The 16,021-nt window shown below is 47.1% G+C and carries 17 protein-coding genes and 1 riboswitch; of the genes, 11 read left to right on the top strand and 6 right to left on the bottom strand.

Annotation, left to right across the window (positions count from 1 at the left end):
- Nucleotides 1–89: 89 nt before the first annotated feature.
- Complete coding sequence (locus OCV68_RS01830) at nucleotides 90–1,277, bottom strand: phosphohexomutase domain-containing protein (RefSeq protein ID WP_262570302.1); 1,188 nt, start codon at nucleotides 1,275–1,277, stop codon at nucleotides 90–92.
- Between the two features lie 314 nt (nucleotides 1,278–1,591).
- Between OCV68_RS01830 and OCV68_RS01825 the strand changes: the two genes are divergently transcribed.
- From OCV68_RS01825 to OCV68_RS01810, 4 genes are all read left to right on the top strand, one after another.
- Nucleotides 1,592–3,049, top strand: a complete 1,458-nt coding sequence (locus tag OCV68_RS01825) for an L-aspartate oxidase (protein WP_262570300.1) — start codon at nucleotides 1,592–1,594, stop codon at nucleotides 3,047–3,049.
- A gap of 172 nt (nucleotides 3,050–3,221) precedes the next feature.
- The gene (locus tag OCV68_RS01820) at nucleotides 3,222–3,452 is read left to right on the top strand and encodes an IreB family regulatory phosphoprotein (RefSeq protein ID WP_147621854.1); all 231 of its coding nucleotides are present in this window, start codon (nucleotides 3,222–3,224) and stop codon (nucleotides 3,450–3,452) included.
- 247 nt (nucleotides 3,453–3,699) lie between these two features.
- Nucleotides 3,700–4,461, top strand: coding sequence for a polysaccharide deacetylase family protein (locus OCV68_RS01815; protein ID WP_262570299.1), 762 nt, complete (start codon nucleotides 3,700–3,702; stop codon nucleotides 4,459–4,461).
- Nucleotides 4,462–4,766: 305 nt separating this feature from the next.
- Nucleotides 4,767–4,952, top strand: a complete 186-nt coding sequence (locus tag OCV68_RS01810) for a hypothetical protein (protein ID WP_022474183.1) — start codon at nucleotides 4,767–4,769, stop codon at nucleotides 4,950–4,952.
- Between the two features lie 49 nt (nucleotides 4,953–5,001).
- Here OCV68_RS01810 and OCV68_RS01805 read toward each other — a convergent pair whose 3' ends face one another.
- Entirely contained in the window at nucleotides 5,002–5,502 is a 501-nt protein-coding gene (locus tag OCV68_RS01805) for a flavin reductase (protein ID WP_262570297.1), read from the bottom strand.
- A 456-nt stretch (nucleotides 5,503–5,958) separates the two neighbouring features.
- On the opposite strand from OCV68_RS01805, the gene OCV68_RS01800 reads away from it, so the two are divergent.
- The 7 genes from OCV68_RS01800 (at nucleotide 5,959) to OCV68_RS01770 (ending at nucleotide 12,641) form a co-directional block, all read left to right on the top strand.
- On the top strand, nucleotides 5,959–6,336 hold the full coding sequence (locus OCV68_RS01800) for an OadG family protein (RefSeq protein ID WP_262570295.1): 378 nt from the start codon (nucleotides 5,959–5,961) through the stop codon (nucleotides 6,334–6,336).
- Between the two features lie 29 nt (nucleotides 6,337–6,365).
- Nucleotides 6,366–7,565 (top strand): sodium ion-translocating decarboxylase subunit beta, encoded by a 1,200-nt coding sequence (locus OCV68_RS01795; RefSeq protein WP_262570293.1) that lies wholly within the window; start codon nucleotides 6,366–6,368, stop codon nucleotides 7,563–7,565.
- 111 nt (nucleotides 7,566–7,676) lie between these two features.
- Nucleotides 7,677–7,793: riboswitch (SAM riboswitch) on the top strand.
- Between the two features lie 150 nt (nucleotides 7,794–7,943).
- On the top strand, nucleotides 7,944–9,122 hold the full coding sequence (metK, locus tag OCV68_RS01790; RefSeq protein ID WP_147621784.1) for a methionine adenosyltransferase: 1,179 nt from the start codon (nucleotides 7,944–7,946) through the stop codon (nucleotides 9,120–9,122).
- 135 nt (nucleotides 9,123–9,257) lie between these two features.
- Nucleotides 9,258–9,743: an RNA polymerase sigma factor gene (locus tag OCV68_RS01785; protein ID WP_022474178.1), complete on the top strand. Its 486-nt coding sequence runs from the start codon at nucleotides 9,258–9,260 to the stop codon at nucleotides 9,741–9,743.
- On the top strand, nucleotides 9,736–10,701 hold the full coding sequence (locus OCV68_RS01780; protein WP_262570291.1) for a hypothetical protein: 966 nt from the start codon (nucleotides 9,736–9,738) through the stop codon (nucleotides 10,699–10,701). The genes OCV68_RS01785 and OCV68_RS01780 overlap by 8 nt, the downstream gene beginning before the upstream one ends.
- 214 nt (nucleotides 10,702–10,915) lie before the next feature.
- Nucleotides 10,916–11,431 carry an RNA polymerase sigma factor gene (locus OCV68_RS01775; protein WP_262570289.1) on the top strand — a complete coding sequence of 172 codons (516 nt, stop codon included), beginning with the start codon at nucleotides 10,916–10,918 and terminating at the stop codon, nucleotides 11,429–11,431.
- A 1-nt stretch (nucleotide 11,432) separates the two neighbouring features.
- Entirely contained in the window at nucleotides 11,433–12,641 is a 1,209-nt protein-coding gene (locus OCV68_RS01770; protein WP_262570288.1) for a hypothetical protein, read from the top strand.
- 66 nt (nucleotides 12,642–12,707) lie between these two features.
- Here OCV68_RS01770 and OCV68_RS01765 read toward each other — a convergent pair whose 3' ends face one another.
- The 4 genes from OCV68_RS01765 to OCV68_RS01750 are packed head-to-tail and all read right to left on the bottom strand — an operon-like array spanning nucleotide 12,708 to nucleotide 16,012.
- Nucleotides 12,708–13,181, bottom strand: a complete 474-nt coding sequence (locus OCV68_RS01765; RefSeq protein WP_262570287.1) for a pyridoxamine 5'-phosphate oxidase family protein — start codon at nucleotides 13,179–13,181, stop codon at nucleotides 12,708–12,710.
- 14 nt (nucleotides 13,182–13,195) lie between these two features.
- Nucleotides 13,196–15,307 carry a glycoside hydrolase family 36 protein gene (locus tag OCV68_RS01760; protein WP_262570285.1) on the bottom strand — a complete coding sequence of 704 codons (2,112 nt, stop codon included), beginning with the start codon at nucleotides 15,305–15,307 and terminating at the stop codon, nucleotides 13,196–13,198.
- A gap of 24 nt (nucleotides 15,308–15,331) precedes the next feature.
- Entirely contained in the window at nucleotides 15,332–15,499 is a 168-nt protein-coding gene (locus OCV68_RS01755; RefSeq protein ID WP_178086057.1) for a hypothetical protein, read from the bottom strand.
- A gap of 12 nt (nucleotides 15,500–15,511) precedes the next feature.
- Entirely contained in the window at nucleotides 15,512–16,012 is a 501-nt protein-coding gene (locus OCV68_RS01750; protein WP_262570283.1) for a DinB family protein, read from the bottom strand.
- Nucleotides 16,013–16,021: the final 9 nt, after the last annotated feature.

Raw genomic sequence — 16,021 nt, 5'->3', positions numbered from 1 at the left:
AAACAAACCCATATTATTATATCACATATATCCGCAAAAAACTATAGGCAATACCGCACAAAGGAGCCGCTTTTTATTTGTAAGGTGTTTCAATATGCGTTGCGCTTTATCACCTCGGAGTAGAAGTCGCACAGCTCGGAGGCGGCTTCAAGGGCGTAGCTTTCCACATTGAGCATAATGCCCTTGCCTGTCCTTACGGGGCGGACGGTAACTCTGCCGCCGTCGCCGTCAGTAAGCACTCCCCCTGTCGATACGCTGAGCCTCTCCAGCAGCTCTGAGGGCTTATCCACGGGGATATATCTGTTGACCCCCGCAAACTTCGGCAGCTGTGAGACAGCTTCTTTAAGAGTCATCTTCCTGCGCCTTAGCACCTCCAGCACATTGAATGCCAGAGCTATGCCGTCGTGCATGAAAAGCTGCTTTGAGGCAAGCTGCCTTGCTTCCAGGCACTGTGACGAGGGCGAGCTTTCATCATCGCAGACGTTCTTCCCGCAGCTGATGATCTTCCTGCCGCAGCTTTCCGCCAGCTGTTCCAGCGCTCTGGGCACAGAACCGCAGACAGCGCAGTCCTCTCCCCTGTCGAACATATCCATGCAGCATATCATGACCAGCCTGTCACGGAAAACATAGCCCGTTTCCTCAGAATAGGCGGAAATGCGCCTGCCGTCTCCGCTGATACGAAAGGCTATCCGCTCGCCGTTCTTGTCGTTTCTGCCCTCAAGTATTTTTTCACAGACGGAAAGTATCCTTTCGGAAGAACTGTAGAAATCCGCACGAATGCCCTCAAAGGGCATGACCTGCTCCGATACTGCTGCGGCATAGATAAGGTCAGCCCCGTCAAAATTCGTGACAGTGCCGTAATGGCTGTAGGGAAGCAAATGCGAAACGGTCAGCTCATGCTCTATCTGCTCCTCTGTGCTGCGGTAAAGGTCAAGGCCGTCCCCCGCAAAAAGTCCCAGAGAAGCGGTTATCTCCGTATGAACATAACAGCCGCCACTGCAGCCTGTTATCCCTGCCGCATACGCCGCAGAGGTGGCGGCACAGCTGCCCATGAAAACACATTCACAGCCCGATGACGCAGCTCCCGCAGCAAAAGCCATGGCAAGGGACGCCGCTCCTGCCGAGGGACTGTGAGCAACGCATATCCGTCCCTTTTCTCCGCCCATGGCTGCTCCCACGGCAGCTCCCGCCGCTGCCGCACCCATTGTATCCAGCTGTCCCGACGCAGAGGGAACGAGCCTGCTGTTCTCCTCAAAATGAAGAATATTTTCGCTCATGATGTACACGTTCCTTTCAAAAATGTCATTATACTAATCTTTGATCGTTCTATAGGTTGATTGAGGATTAGTATTACAGAAGTTTTGACAGATATTATCCGGATAATTCAGCAAATTGCATATTTGTTCCGTTAAATGGAAATAAAAGTACGTGTAAAATGTAATTGAAAAAAATCTATTTATATGGTATAATATCAACAATTATAGGCAGCTGTCGTTTTATACCGATCATCAATAAAACTTCGGTGCTCAGTATTACAGCTTTTACCATATTGAAAGGAGTATCGTTTTCTCTTGAAAACGAGATGAAGATCATGGAACTTCCCAATAATTATGACATAATTATCGCAGGTACAGGTGTAGGCGGACTTTATACCGCTCTTTGCCTGCCCGAAAGCCTCAGGGTGCTTGTTATAAGCAAGCGTGAGCTTGAGCTGTGCAATTCCGCACTGGCACAGGGCGGCGTCGCTGCTGTTTACAAGCCCGTGGACGACGACAATATCACTCTTCATACAAACGACACTCTCATTGCAGGCGGCTTCAAGAACAACCCCGACTCCGTAAAGGTGCTTGTTACCGAGGCTGCTCAGGAGATACAGCACATTCTTGACATCGGCGTGGATTTCGACAGGGACGCTGACGGTGAGCTTAACCGCACCCTCGAGGGCGGTCACAGCCGCAGAAGGATCTTCCACCACAAGGACTCCACAGGTGCAGAGGTAACTGCAAAGATAAGAGCTGCCGTTCTGAAGCGCAGCAATGTTACCGTTCTTGACAACGCTCTTCTCTGCCGTGCAAAGAAGGTAAACGGCGGTTTTGCGGTTGATATCCTGAAGGACGGTGTTCATACCGAATACACCTGTCAGTTTGCAGTGTTCGCAACAGGCGGCATCGGAAGAGTATATGACTACACCACAAACTCCGCCATCGCAACAGGAGACGGCATCGCTATTGCATACGAAATGGGCGCTGAGATAAAGAATCTCTCCCTTATCCAGTTCCACCCCACCGCATACAACAACAAGGAGTCAAGAGAGTGCTTCCTTATTTCCGAGTCCGTAAGAGGCGAGGGCGCATATCTGCTCAACTGCAACAAGGAACGCTTCATGCACAATTATGACGAACGCCTTGAGCTTGCTCCCAGAGATGTTGTTTCCCGCTCCATTATTCTCGAAAGCAGAAAGACAAACAGCGACGAGTTCTATCTCGATATCAGATACAAGGGCAAGGAATACCTGAGCAACCGCTTCCCCATGATATACGATTTCCTTATGACCCAGGGTATTGATATGTCTAAGGATCTTATCCCCATTTTCCCCTGCCAGCACTACCTTATGGGCGGCATAAACGTAAATATCAATGCGGAGACCTCCGTAAACGGTCTTTACGCTGTCGGCGAGTGCTCTCACACAGGCGTTCACGGAAACAACCGTCTTGCTTCCAACTCCCTGCTTGAAGCGCTGGTATTCGGTCACAGAGCCGCTGAGGATATCACAAGGAAGTTTGAAAAGGACGATATGCCCGAGACCTGCGTATTCAGTGAGGATCCCAACGCAGTGCCTATCCCCCACGGCATCAGAACAGAGATACGCCACATCATGCAGAAGTCCTATTTCGTTATCCCCGACAAGCAGAAGGCTCTTGAGGGCTTTGAGAGAGTTTCCGAGCTTAAAAAGATGCTTGAAACAGGCAATTATATCATCGACCGTGATTATGTTGAGGCTCACTCCCTTGCAACGGTAGCATATCTTATTCTTAAAGAAGTTATATGAATATCTGCCGTCAAGGCGAATATAATGTAATGCGGAAAGAATTAGAAGCGCATTAAAAAAATATGAAATTTATAAAAAGCTCTTGTATTTTGCAGAAATTTAGGTTATAATACAAGTATAAAATTTTTTAGATTTGAGAAAGGGGTGCTGACCTGTGAATAATGAGCAGACCATGACTTTTTCCGTGTATGAGGATAAAGAGGCTGAGCTTAAAAAGACGCTTACGCTTATTTACGATGCACTTAAAGAAAAGGGTTACAATCCCATAAATCAGATCGTAGGCTATATTCTTTCCGAAGACCCTACCTATATAACTACATACAACAATGCGAGAAGCCTTGTCCGTCATATTGACAGAGATGAGCTTTTGCAGGTGCTTGTTAAGTCCTATCTCGGGGCGTAAAAGAAAGCTTGCGGCGCATGGTTTTCATGCGCCGTTTTTGTTTTTACCATAAAACGGCATTAAAACAGGCAAAATTATCTGTTCCAAAATGTAACCGAATTGTAGTGGTATTTTACGTTAAAGATGGTATAATAATCTTGTAAAAGCAAAATGCTCCGAGGTTATCCGTCCCCTCCTGCGGGAATACTTCTATCAAACGCTTATGCGTTATTATGATAGATATCCTGCCTGAAAGGAGGTATGCGTATTGAAGATACGTTCGGCGACAGCAGCCCTTATGTCTGCGGTAATGATGCTTTTGCCATGCAGTGCTGTTTCGGCTCAGGAGCCTGACAATACCCTTTGCGGATACGGTCAGGGTCGTGAGGTAGATGAAAATAACTGCCCCGTTGGTGCAATGATGTTCAATGAACAGTTCGGCAGCTATAGTGCATATGCCGTTACCGACGGCGACAAGATATGCCTGACATTCGATCAGGGCTATGAAAACGGCTTCACAGCACCAATACTTGACACTCTGAAAGAGAAAAACGTCAAGGCGGTTTTCTTCCTCACTGGTGACTACGCCAAGAGGAACAAGGAGCTTGTGCAGCGAATGATCAATGAGGGGCACATCATCGGCAACCACGGCATGAAGCATGCTTCCCTCCCAAAGCTTTCCGATGAGGAGGCACGGGAAGAGATAATGTCGCTCCATGATTATGTTAAGGAAACCTACGGCTATGAGATGAAGTATTTCCGACCGCCCTGCGGCGAGTATTCGGAAAAAGCGCTGGCTCAGGTACAAAGCTGCGGATACAAAACGCTTGTCTGGAGCTTTGCATACTGTGACTGGAACGTAAACGACCAGCCTGACAGGGCGCAGAGCCTTGAAAGGGTATCGGGAGCAGCTCACAAGGGTGCAATTTATCTTCTCCACAGCGTTTCCGAGACCAACTGCCAGATTCTCCCAGAAGTGATAGACAATATCCGTGCGGCGGGATTTGAATTTGGTCTCCCCGAAGTTTAAGACATCATATTCCACTTTTGGAATTTTGATATATCCTCGTTTTGCTGATGCAGACAGCAGAACAACTCGTAATCTTCCTTGTTTTATTTAAGGCTGTGCGGCCTGTCCGCATATGCCAAAGCCCCGACGCTAATCGGGGCTTTTCTTTTTTATTTTTAAAATGTTCATATTATAGGAAATTTATGAAAAATTAACGCCCTTTAACTCTTTTAGTGCCAATAATCGGCCAATAGGACGCTTTTCATTGCAAATCAGACGGCAAAATGGTATAATCTACATAATATATTCAGAAAGGCAGACATAATATGTATTATATCATTCAGGTGGACGTTGACGGAGAAAAGAAATTTGTTTACAGCAGCAAGCTTCTGGTGGTAAACAAGGGGCTGGCAAAAAAATTCTACTCGCTGACATATGTAAGGCGGTATCTGAAAACACACCCAAATCTTGACCCTGAGAAGTGTGAATTTGTAAAATGCGCAGAAGCGTAATGCTCTTTGCAGACAAAATGACCCTGCACAGCTGTACAGGGTCATAAGTTTACTCTTTTACGTATGCCTTAACTATCTCGCCGATGAACGCCTTATGCACTGCGTCCTTATCGTACCACTTATGGCACTCCTTGTCAAGCAGTGAGATATCCATATCCTGTGCGTAAAGCTTGCGGCAGACAAAATACATGGAAGCCTCGGCAAAGGCTGTTGTGCCGTCGGTGAAAATTGGTGTAAGACCTGTTTCCTTTGCCTTGTCGCAGTCTCTTCCCGAATGAGCGCCGCAGAACTGTAGTGCCTTGCGGTATTCCTCGTCGAAAAAGCTTACGGTGAAAAGGTCATTCTTCTCCACAAATTCAATGGTGTAGCGTGTGGGGCGGATAACCGTCTCAATAACGTTTTTATTCCACATAACGCCCACAAATCCCCATGAGGCTGTCATGGTATTCCACTTATTTTCATCGCCCGATGTAATGAGCATCCACTCCTTGCCTATCTTGGTAAAGGGATTAAAGGAAAGGTCGTAAACCGATACTTCTTTAAATGACATAATAATTACCTCCGAAAAGATCTTTGCTTATATTTTATTTCTACTGATATTTTACCTTTTTTCTCCCTAAAAGTCAAGCAGCGTGTCGCTGTTGCCACCTCGCTGGAATATACAGCAATAAATTTTTAGTTTGCAGCTCGGTAACTCATATTTCGTTTAAGCCTTTTCGTGAGTTTCGGCATGTCGCCGCTTCCTCATGCACACAGCTGTACAGAAATTTCTTCTGAAATATCTCCGAAAATTTTCGTCCTTGATATAAATATGCACATACTACAATATATATCACTTTTATGCAGTTGGGTAACAGGTGATGATTTCAAAAAATTTTTTATATGTTAAAAATAATGAAATCAAATCAGCCAAAAAATTCTTGCATTTTTAAGTCAAATATTGTATAATAAGATAAGTATTTATTTTGGAAGCGTGTTCTCGCTTTCACAGAAAGGATGAAATAATATGCAGATGGAGTGGAGTTATGTCGGAGCTGTAGTTATCTCAGGTCTGGCAATAGTTTTCGCTGCTCTTATCATTCTTATCTTCCTTGTATGGATAATGGGTAAGATCTTCGACAAATTAAACGCAAAAAAATCAGGTGGAAATGCTAAGAAAGCTCCTGCCGCTGAAAGCAGCAAGCCCGCACCCGTCAATATAACAGCTGCACCCGCCGCTGATGACGAAAGCGAAGTTATCGCCGTCATTGCCGCAGCAGTGGCTGCCATGAGTGAGGAATACGGTACTCCTCTCAGAATACACAGCATAAAGCGCTCGGCTGTCTCCAAGCGTTCAAATGCCTGGGCAAGAGCTGCCGCAGGCGAAAGTACACGTGCTTTTTAAGCGTGATCTTCTGAAGAAAGGATGTCTGTATGTTTTCACTTTTTATTGATACCATAAAGGATCTGGCAGCACAGTCAGGTCTTGCCGTTCTTGGCTGGCAGAATGTGGTAATGATACTTATTTCATTTGTGTTCATGTACCTTGCCATCAGGCACAAGTTCGAGCCTCTGCTGCTGCTCCCCATTGCATTCGGTATGCTCCTTACAAACCTTCCCAACACAGGTCTTTATCACCCCGAGTTGTGGAATATCGACGCAGGCCACGAGCTGAATTTCGGCGATATACTTCATAACGGCGGATTGCTTGATATGCTGTATCTGGGCGTTAAGCTGCAGATATATCCTGCGCTTATTTTCCTCGGCATCGGATGTATGACCGACTTTGCCCCCCTTATTGCAAACCCCAAGAGCTTCCTTCTGGGTGCTGCCGCTCAGGCAGGTATCTTCCTCACCTTTATAGGTGCGGCTGCTCTGGGCTTCAATGCTAACGAAGCAGGCTCCATCGCTATCATCGGCGGTGCGGACGGTCCTACTTCCATTTACGTATCCAGCCTTCTGCTGAAATCAGGCGGCTATCAGGTAGAAGTCGGAACTATCGCCCTTGCGGCATACACCTATATGGCTCTGGTTCCCCTTATCCAGCCTCCTATAATGAGACTGCTCACCACTAAGAAAGAGCGTCTTGTAAGAATGACCCAGCTCAGACAGGTCTCCAAGACCGAAAAAATAATCTTCCCCATTGCAGTTACAATTATTATTGCGCTTCTGGTTCCCTCCGCAGCTCCTCTGGTAGGTATGCTGATGCTGGGCAACCTGTTCAAGGAGAGCGGCGTTGTTGATCGTATCACAAAGACTGCTCAGAACGAGCTGATGAACATCATCACAATTTTCCTTGGCGTTTCCGTTGGTGCAACTACCGTTGCCGAAAAGGTAATATCCGTTGCATTCCTGAAGGTAATCCTTCTTGGCGTAGTAGCATTCGGCGTTGGTACTGCTTCCGGCGTACTCTTCGGAAAGCTCATGTGCCTTGTTACAAAGGGCAAGGTAAATCCCCTTATCGGTTCCGCAGGCGTTTCTGCCGTTCCTATGGCTGCAAGGCAGTCCCAGAAGGTCGGCGCAGAAGCAGACCCCACAAACTTCCTGCTCATGCACGCTATGGGACCAAATGTTGCAGGTGTTATCGGCTCCGCAGTTGCAGCGGGCGTTCTCCTGAGCATTATCCCTCACTAAGCTATATCCGCTTCTGATAATTTCAGGAGCGGATTTTTTCGTAACATATTTGATAATTGTTATTTTCTGTAACCCCTTGACATTGACTGAACTATATGCTATAATGATAATGCCTTATCAAGAGCGGCGGAGGTACTGGACCTGTGAAGCCCGGCAACCTGATTGTTTATCCTTCGGGATATAACGAAAAAGGTGCTAATTCCTGCGGAGAATTCCGAGAGATGAGGATTTTTTTCATCACATTGAAAAAATCAGAATCGAAATGATAAGGCGCTTGTGAAGCTTTTCACAGGCGCTTTTTTGATGAAAAATAATGCTAACGTTAATAGGCGGAAGAAGTTTCCGAAAATTATAAAAGCCAAAATAGGAGGATTTTAAATGTCAAAGTATCTTTTTACATCAGAATCAGTTACAGAAGGACATCCCGATAAGATCTGCGACCAGATCTCTGACGCTGTTCTTGACGCTATACTGGCAGAGGACCCAATGGGAAGAGTTGCCTGCGAAACCACTACCACCACAGGTCTCGTAATGTGCATGGGTGAGATCTCCACAAGCTGCTACGTTGATATCCCCAAGATCGTAAGACAGGTAGTTATCGACATCGGCTACGACCGTGCAAAGTACGGCTTTGACGGTCACACCTGCTCCGTTATCACTTCCATAAACGAGCAGTCCCCCGATATCGCAATGGGCGTTAACGAGGCTCTCGAGTACCGTGACAGCAATGTTCATGATGACAACGAGACAGGCGCAGGCGATCAGGGCATGATGTTCGGCTATGCGTGCAACGAAACTCCCGAGCTTATGCCTATGCCCATCTCTCTTGCCCACAAGCTTGCAAAGAAGCTGACCGAGGTAAGAAAGACAGGCGTTCTCCCCTATCTCCGTCCAGACGGAAAGACTCAGGTAACAGTTGAATACGATGACGGCAAGCCCGTAAGAGTTGATACTGTTGTTGTATCCTCTCAGCATGCTCCCGAGGTATCTCTTGACAAGATAAGAGAAGATATCATCGAAAAGGTCATCAAGCCCATTATCCCCGCTGAGCTGCTTGTTGACACTAAGTATTTCGTAAATCCCACAGGCAGATTCGTTATCGGCGGCCCTCAGGGCGACAGCGGCCTGACAGGAAGAAAGATAATCGTTGACACCTACGGCGGATATGCACGTCACGGCGGTGGAGCTTTCTCCGGAAAGGACCCCACAAAGGTTGACAGAAGTGCCGCTTATGCTGCAAGATATGTTGCAAAGAACATCGTTGCCGCAGGTCTTGCCGACAAGTGCGAGGTCGAGCTTGCATATGCTATAGGCGTTGCAAAGCCTGTTTCCGTAATGGTCGATACCTTCGGTACAGGAAAGGTTTCCGATGACAAGCTCAGCGAGGCTGTTCACAAGGTATTTGATCTTCGTCCCGCTGCTATTATCAAGACCCTTGACCTCCGCCGTCCTCAGTACAGACAGCTGGCTGCATACGGTCACATGGGCCGTGAGGATCTGGGCGTTGCCTGGGAAAAGACTGACAAGACAGCTGAGCTTCTTGAGGCTGTAAAGTAAATTCTGCAAATATAATATCCAACGGGAGCAATCAAAAAAATTGCTCCCGTTTTTTTATAAAAAATGAGACAAATCACTCCCTTCAAGGATTTATATTATGAAAGTACTTTCAAATGCACGCTCGGAGGTGAAAAAATGGGGTGCAGTGATCTTGACAGCATAGCAAAAGATAATATGCAGCGGCTTTATGCCAACGCCTTTATGCTGCTCGGCTCAAAGCATGATGCGGAGGACGCTGCCGAAGAAGCAATTTATCAGCTCTACCGCCGAAAGCCCGAGTTTGAAAGCGATGAACACGCAAGGGCATGGCTTATCCGAGTTACCGTAAATGCAGCTCTGAAGCAGCTCAGGCGGCGCAAATTCATATCTGACAACAGCGAAAATGAGCTTGATGCGGCAGCAGTGGATTTTGATTTCAGCGACCGCTCGGACATCATAAAAGCCGTTCACTCTCTGCCGACAAAGCTGCGCACGGTAATAATGCTTTACTATTACGACGATATGAGCAGCAGTGAGATAAGCCGTCTCCTGAAGATACCGCAGTCAACAGTGACGACAAGGCTTTCCCGTGGCAGAAAGGCGCTGAAAGAGCTTTTGAAGGGAGAATATGACTATGAATAAACTGAAAGATATTATAAAAGCAGAAATGGACACCATTACTACAGACAAGGATATCGCAGCTTCCGCCAAAAGACGTGCGGAAAGCACCGTAAAACACTCACACAGATACGGCACGGTCATTGCTGCCATATGTGCGGCTGCGGTAATGTGCACAACAGTGGTATCGGCGGTAAAGTTTGGCTGGCTGAACGATCTGTTGGGTACTGCCTCATATTCCGAAGATGCCTTTGCACAGGTCGATGTAAGCATGAAAGATGTTCATTTGAACAAGGGCGAAAATGCGCCGTCTGATATGGATTTCAGGCTGCTTGATGCGGTATCTGACGGTCAGTCGCTTATAATAAACTACGAGCTTTCGGGAACGTTTGATGAAGAGATAACAGAACGGCTGTTCTACCATTCCGCAAAGATAAACGACGATACAACCCGATTTGGATACAGTACGAAAAACAGCATTATTTCCGACGGAACACACTGTATGATAATATCAACCGCTCTTGGCATAAACGCCGGGGACAATATAATCCTTGCATTTTCAGGCTCTGACAGCCATACCGAAATAGGCAGTGCGGATATGACCGTAAATGAAGATGTGCCAAAGCTTACAAAGGAAATACAGATAGGCAGTCCTGCTGTTTTGCGTGACCGCAGCAAGCCTTATACTGCCGAAAAGAATATAATAATCGAAAGTCTGAGCATATCCGCACTGACTGTAAGAGTAAATTATCTTGCAAAGGATAACAGCAATAACTTTATTTTCGGAGCCGATACCTCCATAGTTATGACGGACGGGCAGACCATATCGCCTGACTCTGTTTCGTCCTACAGCACTAAAGTTCCTGCCCAAAACGACGCAGGATACTACAGCCAGCATTTTGATATATTGTGTCTTGATGTGATCGACCCCGACAATATTTCGGCAGTGGTGATAGGCGACCTTACAATTCCCGTTAAGTAATATAGTCTCGGGCTGTTGCAGCGTCATGCTGTAACAGCCCCACTTTTATACCCATCGGAAAAAATCAAGCCCTTGCAAAAATTTCCTGTATCTGATATAATATTTTTTGTATGAAATGAAAAATATCGTGCTTCTGAATTGTTTATAATATAGAAGCACTTGTGCAGACTATCTGCATACCTCAAAAATCTGAATAAGGAGGAAAACGGGAACAATGTATTCGGGTTCAAACGGTACCTTTGATGACGAATACATCCGATATGTGCTTGATACCTACTCCGACCTGATAATCAGGCTGTGTTATTCATATGTGAAGACTATGCACGATGCCGAGGATATCGCTCAGGACGTTTTTCTTGAGCTTATCAGACGAAAGCCCGCCTTTACGGACAATAACCACGAAAAGGCTTGGCTGCTGCGAACGGCGGTGAACAAGTGCAAAAATCACCTGAAATCAGGCTGGGTCAGTAAAACAGTACCTTTAGAGGATAATTTGTCAGACTCCGCATTACAGACGGAGGACAGCGGTCTCGATGATACCAAGCGTGCGGTTCTGGAAGCTGTGAACAGTCTTCCCGAAAAATACCGCACAGTGATCCACCTGTTTTATTACAGCGGACTGAGTATCCAGGAGATAGCCGCCACAAAACATATCAGTTCAGCCACCGTGGGCACTCAGCTGGCACGAGGGCGTGAGCTTTTAAAGAAAAAGCTGGGAGATGATTTTTAATATGTCAGATTTTTCTAATAAATACAAGTCCGCTGTGGAGGAAATGAAGATCTCCCCTGATTTCAAGGAGCGGACCGAGAAAATGATGATAGAACTGAGAGACTCGGAAAATGCTCCGAAGCGCAGTTATATCAGGCTTTACAGAAGCTTATCGGTAATAGCTGCCGCAGCAGCCTGCGTAGCCGTTGCTTTCTCGCTCAACAGGACAGGTGTTTTTGACAAGGATTCAGACCCCGCAGTTATCGTTACAGACACAATAGAAACTCAGGCTTTGGAAACAACCGCAGATATCCCCGCAGAAGAGGCTCCCGTTCAGGAAGCACCCGAAGCAGACATTCCCGAGGCAGACATTCCCGAGGCAGAATCAGTTGACGAATATAGCATCGCAAGTGCAGACAGCATTCCCATACCCGATTTTACCGAACCCGTACATGACGAGACTGCTTCCGAAGTTACCGAAGCATCTATAGCTGTTTTTGAAGCTCCCGTTACAACAGCAGCAAGTGTTGTCGGCGAGTTCCATGACGCACAGGTGTCCGAACCTGCCAAAAAGGCTGAACCCGTGCCTCAGCCACCCGCTGAAACACATGCCGTAGCTCAGGAAGCCGAGCCTGAAGAAGCTGTCGAAGAAGAGCTTGAGCTGGAAAGCGCAGAATACACTCCCCCCGCAGGCAGCTACACAGGTTCCGATATCCACGACAACGAAGATGAGACCGAAGACGACAGTGAGTTATCCCCCTCGCTTCCCGAAGCAGGCGAAGGTGTCAGCGGCAGCGGCGACGATATGGGCGCAGCTTTGGTATCCGATTTTTCAAGGGCAGAAAACTTCTCCGCCAAGGAAGCAGTAAGCGGCTTTAAGGCAGCATCTTCCTCCGCAGTGATAATCCCCTCTGTCAGCGGATATGACGATGAAAACGGCAGCGTGACCTCCTACTCCTCCCGAAAGGTAAGAGGCATAAAGGATCTGGACAGCCTTGAAAAAGAGCTTTACATCTACACCGAAGACCAGACAGCATCGTCAGTAACAGCAGTTCCGTCCGACAGCAGATACATTGTAGATCTGGCAGACGATCAGGGAAATTCTCTGCGTATCTACATTGGCAGCAGCTACATCTGCTTCTTGCTGACCGACGGCAGCCTTTTCAGCTATGACCTTACCGAAGATGAATACAGCGCCATTGACAGCATTATAATGTCGCTTATAGCATAATCGTAATTATGTTCTGAGTAAATATATAAAAATCGGACTGTTGCAGTGTGCAGCAGTCCGACTTTTTTATTTTCTTGCTTTTGCCGTAAATTCGTCCGCCGTTATCTTGCAGACGCATATTTTTTCGACCATGCTTTCGGCAAACTCATATTTTCTGTCCACACCCGTCTGGTGCTTCATAAGCTGGGTCAGAGCATTTATTTTTTCACCGACATCGGTGATGAACTCACACTTTCCGCTGCCTATGACGCTTTCAAAGCTGTATCCATAGGCGCAGTCGATTTTTCCCTCAATAAGCTTATGCTCGCCATCCATCTCAAAGCACACATCTGAATTGGTTTTCAGGATATCTATTTTCCTGCCCTCAGCGGCGCAGTGGAAATAAAGGGTAAGTGTGCCGTTTTCATAGGTATATCCATAGTTCAGTGGCACAACATAGGGTCTGCCGTTATCGACCATGGCAAGGCGCATTACCTTGTTTTTTTCGATTACGGCAAGCTTTTCCTCTATGAAAGTTATTTCACGGTCTGATCTTCTCATATTGTCACACCTTTTCAGTCAAGCTCTATCTCAAAAAGCCTTGCGGAATATTCACGGGGCATATTCACTGTAAGGCGGAAAAGCTCGGAGTTGTACTCAAACTCACACTCACCGAAAGAGGGATAAATAAGCTTTGCTTCTCCACCTCTGCCATCGGTATATTTTGCCAGGTCAAGGACTATGCCGCTCTTTTCGCTGTTTCGTCTCCAGAGAGCAAGATAAAGCTTGTTTTCGCATTTAAGTCCCAGCGATACCCATGGGTCGGAGAACTCCGAAAGTCCAAGGCACCAGAAAGGCACGGCGGTCCTTATATCCCCACGGATATTCTTGTAGCAGTCCAGTGCTTCCTTTACAAGAGCCTTGCGCTCGTCGCTGATATATACAAGATGTCCGCTCTGGTGTATTCTCAGCAGCATGGCGTTTACCATGTTGAACACTACCTCTTCCCTGTCGCCCTCGGTGAGAGGATAGCTCCATATCGCCGACTGCTCGGGGCAAAGTCCTGTGGGAGAGTTTGCGGCAATGGTGGCATACATTCTGTAGTCGTCCTGGTCGGAGGTTGACTGGATAGAATGCCTTTGGAGCATTGCATAGTCAATTCTCATTCCGCCGCTGGAGCAGTTTTCTATGATAAGATCGGGATATCTTTCAAATACACGGTCAAGCCATGAGAGGTATGCACGCTCGTGCTGTAAAAGTCCGTCTCCCACGCTTTCGGCGTTTATCTCAGTGCCGATGCCAGGCTCTATGTTGTAGTCCATCTTGATATATCCCACGCCGTAGTCACGAACCAGCCTGTCGATAACCTCGTCGGCATGAGCGACAACCTCGGGATTTCTGAAATCCAGCTGATAGCGTGAGCGGTCATATACCTTTTTGCCATGGCGCATAAAGAACCAGTCATCGGGAACATTCTTTGCCTTGGGGCAGTTGATGCCCATAACCTCTATTTCAAGCCACACACCCGGGATAAGCCCCTTGGAGCGGATATAGTCCGTAACCTTTTTCATGCCCTCAGGGAAGCGCTCACGGGACTCCTGCCACTCGCCCACGTTATCCCACCATATGCCTGCGCTGTACCAACCTGCGTCAATGCAGAAATACTCGCAGCCTGCCTCCGCAGCAGCGTCAATAAGGGGATATTCCTTTTCCGCAGTAGGGTCGCCCCAAAGGCAGTTCATATAGTCGTTGAAGATGATGGCAAGGCTTTCGTTATCCTTGTTTTTGCGACGTATCATTCGGCGGTAGCGGGTAAGCTCAGCCATGCTGCTGTCAAAACCGTGGGAAACGCCCACAGCCGCAGGAACGGTGGTGAACCTGTCCCCTGTTTTAAGTGTCTTGAACCAGTGGGACTGCTGCTCGTTGGGGCCGCTGAGAGCAAGGTACATATGTGCAGACTGGTCGGATATTTCCCAGTGCCATGAGCCGTTGTGCTCTATCTGGAAAAAGAGTGATGTGCCCGTCTCGGTGTTCTCGATATATCCCATAGGCAGGTATTCCTTGGTTGACCAGTTGCCCGTGTTGGTGAAGTTTGCAGCCTTTGAGGAGCGCTGCTCGCTGGTTTTCTGAGACTGACCCAGACCCAGCTGAGGGAGAGTATAGGTCTGCCAGTCCATCTCACGCTGCCATGAGTTGTGAGGTACCTTTACCAGCATTTTTTCGTCACGGGGAAGAAGTCCCTCCTTTTCAATGCCTGTGTAATTGAAAAGGGAAACATACTCCAAGGTCTGTTCCTCCGCTCCCCTGTTCTCCACCTCGGTAACAAAGTGGGCAACGGAAATGCCGTCGTAAAACTGAATTTTCACGGTAACAAAAACGTCCGTCTCCTCGTCACGGGTAACAAATTCAAGCACCCTGCCAAGGTCGTTTCTGTAGTCTTTCCTGTCGTGATATTTCATGCGATAGCCGGGAGCGGTGACTATGTACTTTATTCCGTGGCGCTCATAGGGACGGTCAAAGCCCGAGAGTGATATCTCGGTAAGATTAAAGGCATTATCATAGTCCTTTGCCTTTATCTTACTTTCGTCAAAAGGCTCTGCGCCGAAATGCAGAAGCTTCAGCTGATCTTTGTCTGTTATCTCAAGGGTCATATAAATGCCGTTTTCAAATACGTTTATTCTTTCCATTGTATGATCCTGTCCTTTCAAGGTTTATTTTCGGGGATTATCCAAAGTATAGATTATGCAGGCGATACCCGATATCATTGAAAAAAGTATTGCTCCGCCCATAGCGTCATTAAGGAAAGCACCTGCAATAAAGCCAACGAAGCCTGCAATTATCATAATTATTACTGATACAACAGTTCTGAATTTGCTCATCGCAATTCTCCTTTATTCGTCAAATAGCCCTTTTTCCAGCTTATCAAAGCCGTCCGCACCCACAAACAAGGGGAATCTGTCTGTTTTTTCTATAGTAAGCCCGTTTATCATGCCTATATGCACTGACAGATGCCGAAACTGCATAAGTATCAGCTCCAAACGGGTGTAAGGACAGTTCTTCGGGCACTCATTCAGCATGGTATCATCAAGGCTGTCCAGATACGCAAGGGTCTTGTCACGGACATGAGCCGCATAATCCAGAAGCAGCTCATCGCTCAGTTCCGCCTCGCAGGGGTTATCGGGATTGTCCATGCCCTCCTCGTGAAACTGCGGCTCGGTGAAGTCAAAGGGGTCAATGAACCACTTATCCGCCGAATGTATCATATGATAGGCATATCTCCATGCGGGAGCGCCGCAGACAAGGGCGCTGCGGTCATATGTCCTGAGCATTGTTTCAAGATTTATGAAATTGGGGACAGTCTGCTTTTTTATCATCATGCAGACGGTGTTCATATCATCACC

Source organism: Huintestinicola butyrica (genome assembly GCF_025567215.1).
GTDB classification, from domain to species: domain Bacteria; phylum Bacillota; class Clostridia; order Oscillospirales; family Ruminococcaceae; genus Huintestinicola; species Huintestinicola butyrica.
Note: the sequence above shows the minus strand (reverse complement) of the source record. Positions and strands in the feature narration are given on the sequence as shown.

What these genes read in the sequence shown, in the direction of transcription:
- OCV68_RS01830 (WP_262570302.1), bottom strand. Translation starts at nt 1,277, where the DNA reads ATGAGCGAAAATATTCTTCATTTTGAGGAGAACAGCAGGCTCGTTCCC.
- OCV68_RS01825 (WP_262570300.1), top strand. Translation starts at nt 1,592, where the DNA reads ATGGAACTTCCCAATAATTATGACATAATTATCGCAGGTACAGGTGTA.
- OCV68_RS01820 (WP_147621854.1), top strand. Translation starts at nt 3,222, where the DNA reads ATGACTTTTTCCGTGTATGAGGATAAAGAGGCTGAGCTTAAAAAGACG.
- OCV68_RS01810 (WP_022474183.1), top strand. Translation starts at nt 4,767, where the DNA reads ATGTATTATATCATTCAGGTGGACGTTGACGGAGAAAAGAAATTTGTT.
- OCV68_RS01805 (WP_262570297.1), bottom strand. Translation starts at nt 5,502, where the DNA reads ATGTCATTTAAAGAAGTATCGGTTTACGACCTTTCCTTTAATCCCTTT.
- OCV68_RS01800 (WP_262570295.1), top strand. Translation starts at nt 5,959, where the DNA reads ATGCAGATGGAGTGGAGTTATGTCGGAGCTGTAGTTATCTCAGGTCTG.
- OCV68_RS01795 (WP_262570293.1), top strand. Translation starts at nt 6,366, where the DNA reads ATGTTTTCACTTTTTATTGATACCATAAAGGATCTGGCAGCACAGTCA.
- metK (WP_147621784.1), top strand. Translation starts at nt 7,944, where the DNA reads ATGTCAAAGTATCTTTTTACATCAGAATCAGTTACAGAAGGACATCCC.
- OCV68_RS01785 (WP_022474178.1), top strand. Translation starts at nt 9,258, where the DNA reads ATGGGGTGCAGTGATCTTGACAGCATAGCAAAAGATAATATGCAGCGG.
- OCV68_RS01780 (WP_262570291.1), top strand. Translation starts at nt 9,736, where the DNA reads ATGAATAAACTGAAAGATATTATAAAAGCAGAAATGGACACCATTACT.
- OCV68_RS01775 (WP_262570289.1), top strand. Translation starts at nt 10,916, where the DNA reads ATGTATTCGGGTTCAAACGGTACCTTTGATGACGAATACATCCGATAT.
- OCV68_RS01770 (WP_262570288.1), top strand. Translation starts at nt 11,433, where the DNA reads ATGTCAGATTTTTCTAATAAATACAAGTCCGCTGTGGAGGAAATGAAG.
- OCV68_RS01765 (WP_262570287.1), bottom strand. Translation starts at nt 13,181, where the DNA reads ATGAGAAGATCAGACCGTGAAATAACTTTCATAGAGGAAAAGCTTGCC.
- OCV68_RS01760 (WP_262570285.1), bottom strand. Translation starts at nt 15,307, where the DNA reads ATGGAAAGAATAAACGTATTTGAAAACGGCATTTATATGACCCTTGAG.
- OCV68_RS01755 (WP_178086057.1), bottom strand. Translation starts at nt 15,499, where the DNA reads ATGAGCAAATTCAGAACTGTTGTATCAGTAATAATTATGATAATTGCA.
- OCV68_RS01750 (WP_262570283.1), bottom strand. Translation starts at nt 16,012, where the DNA reads ATGAACACCGTCTGCATGATGATAAAAAAGCAGACTGTCCCCAATTTC.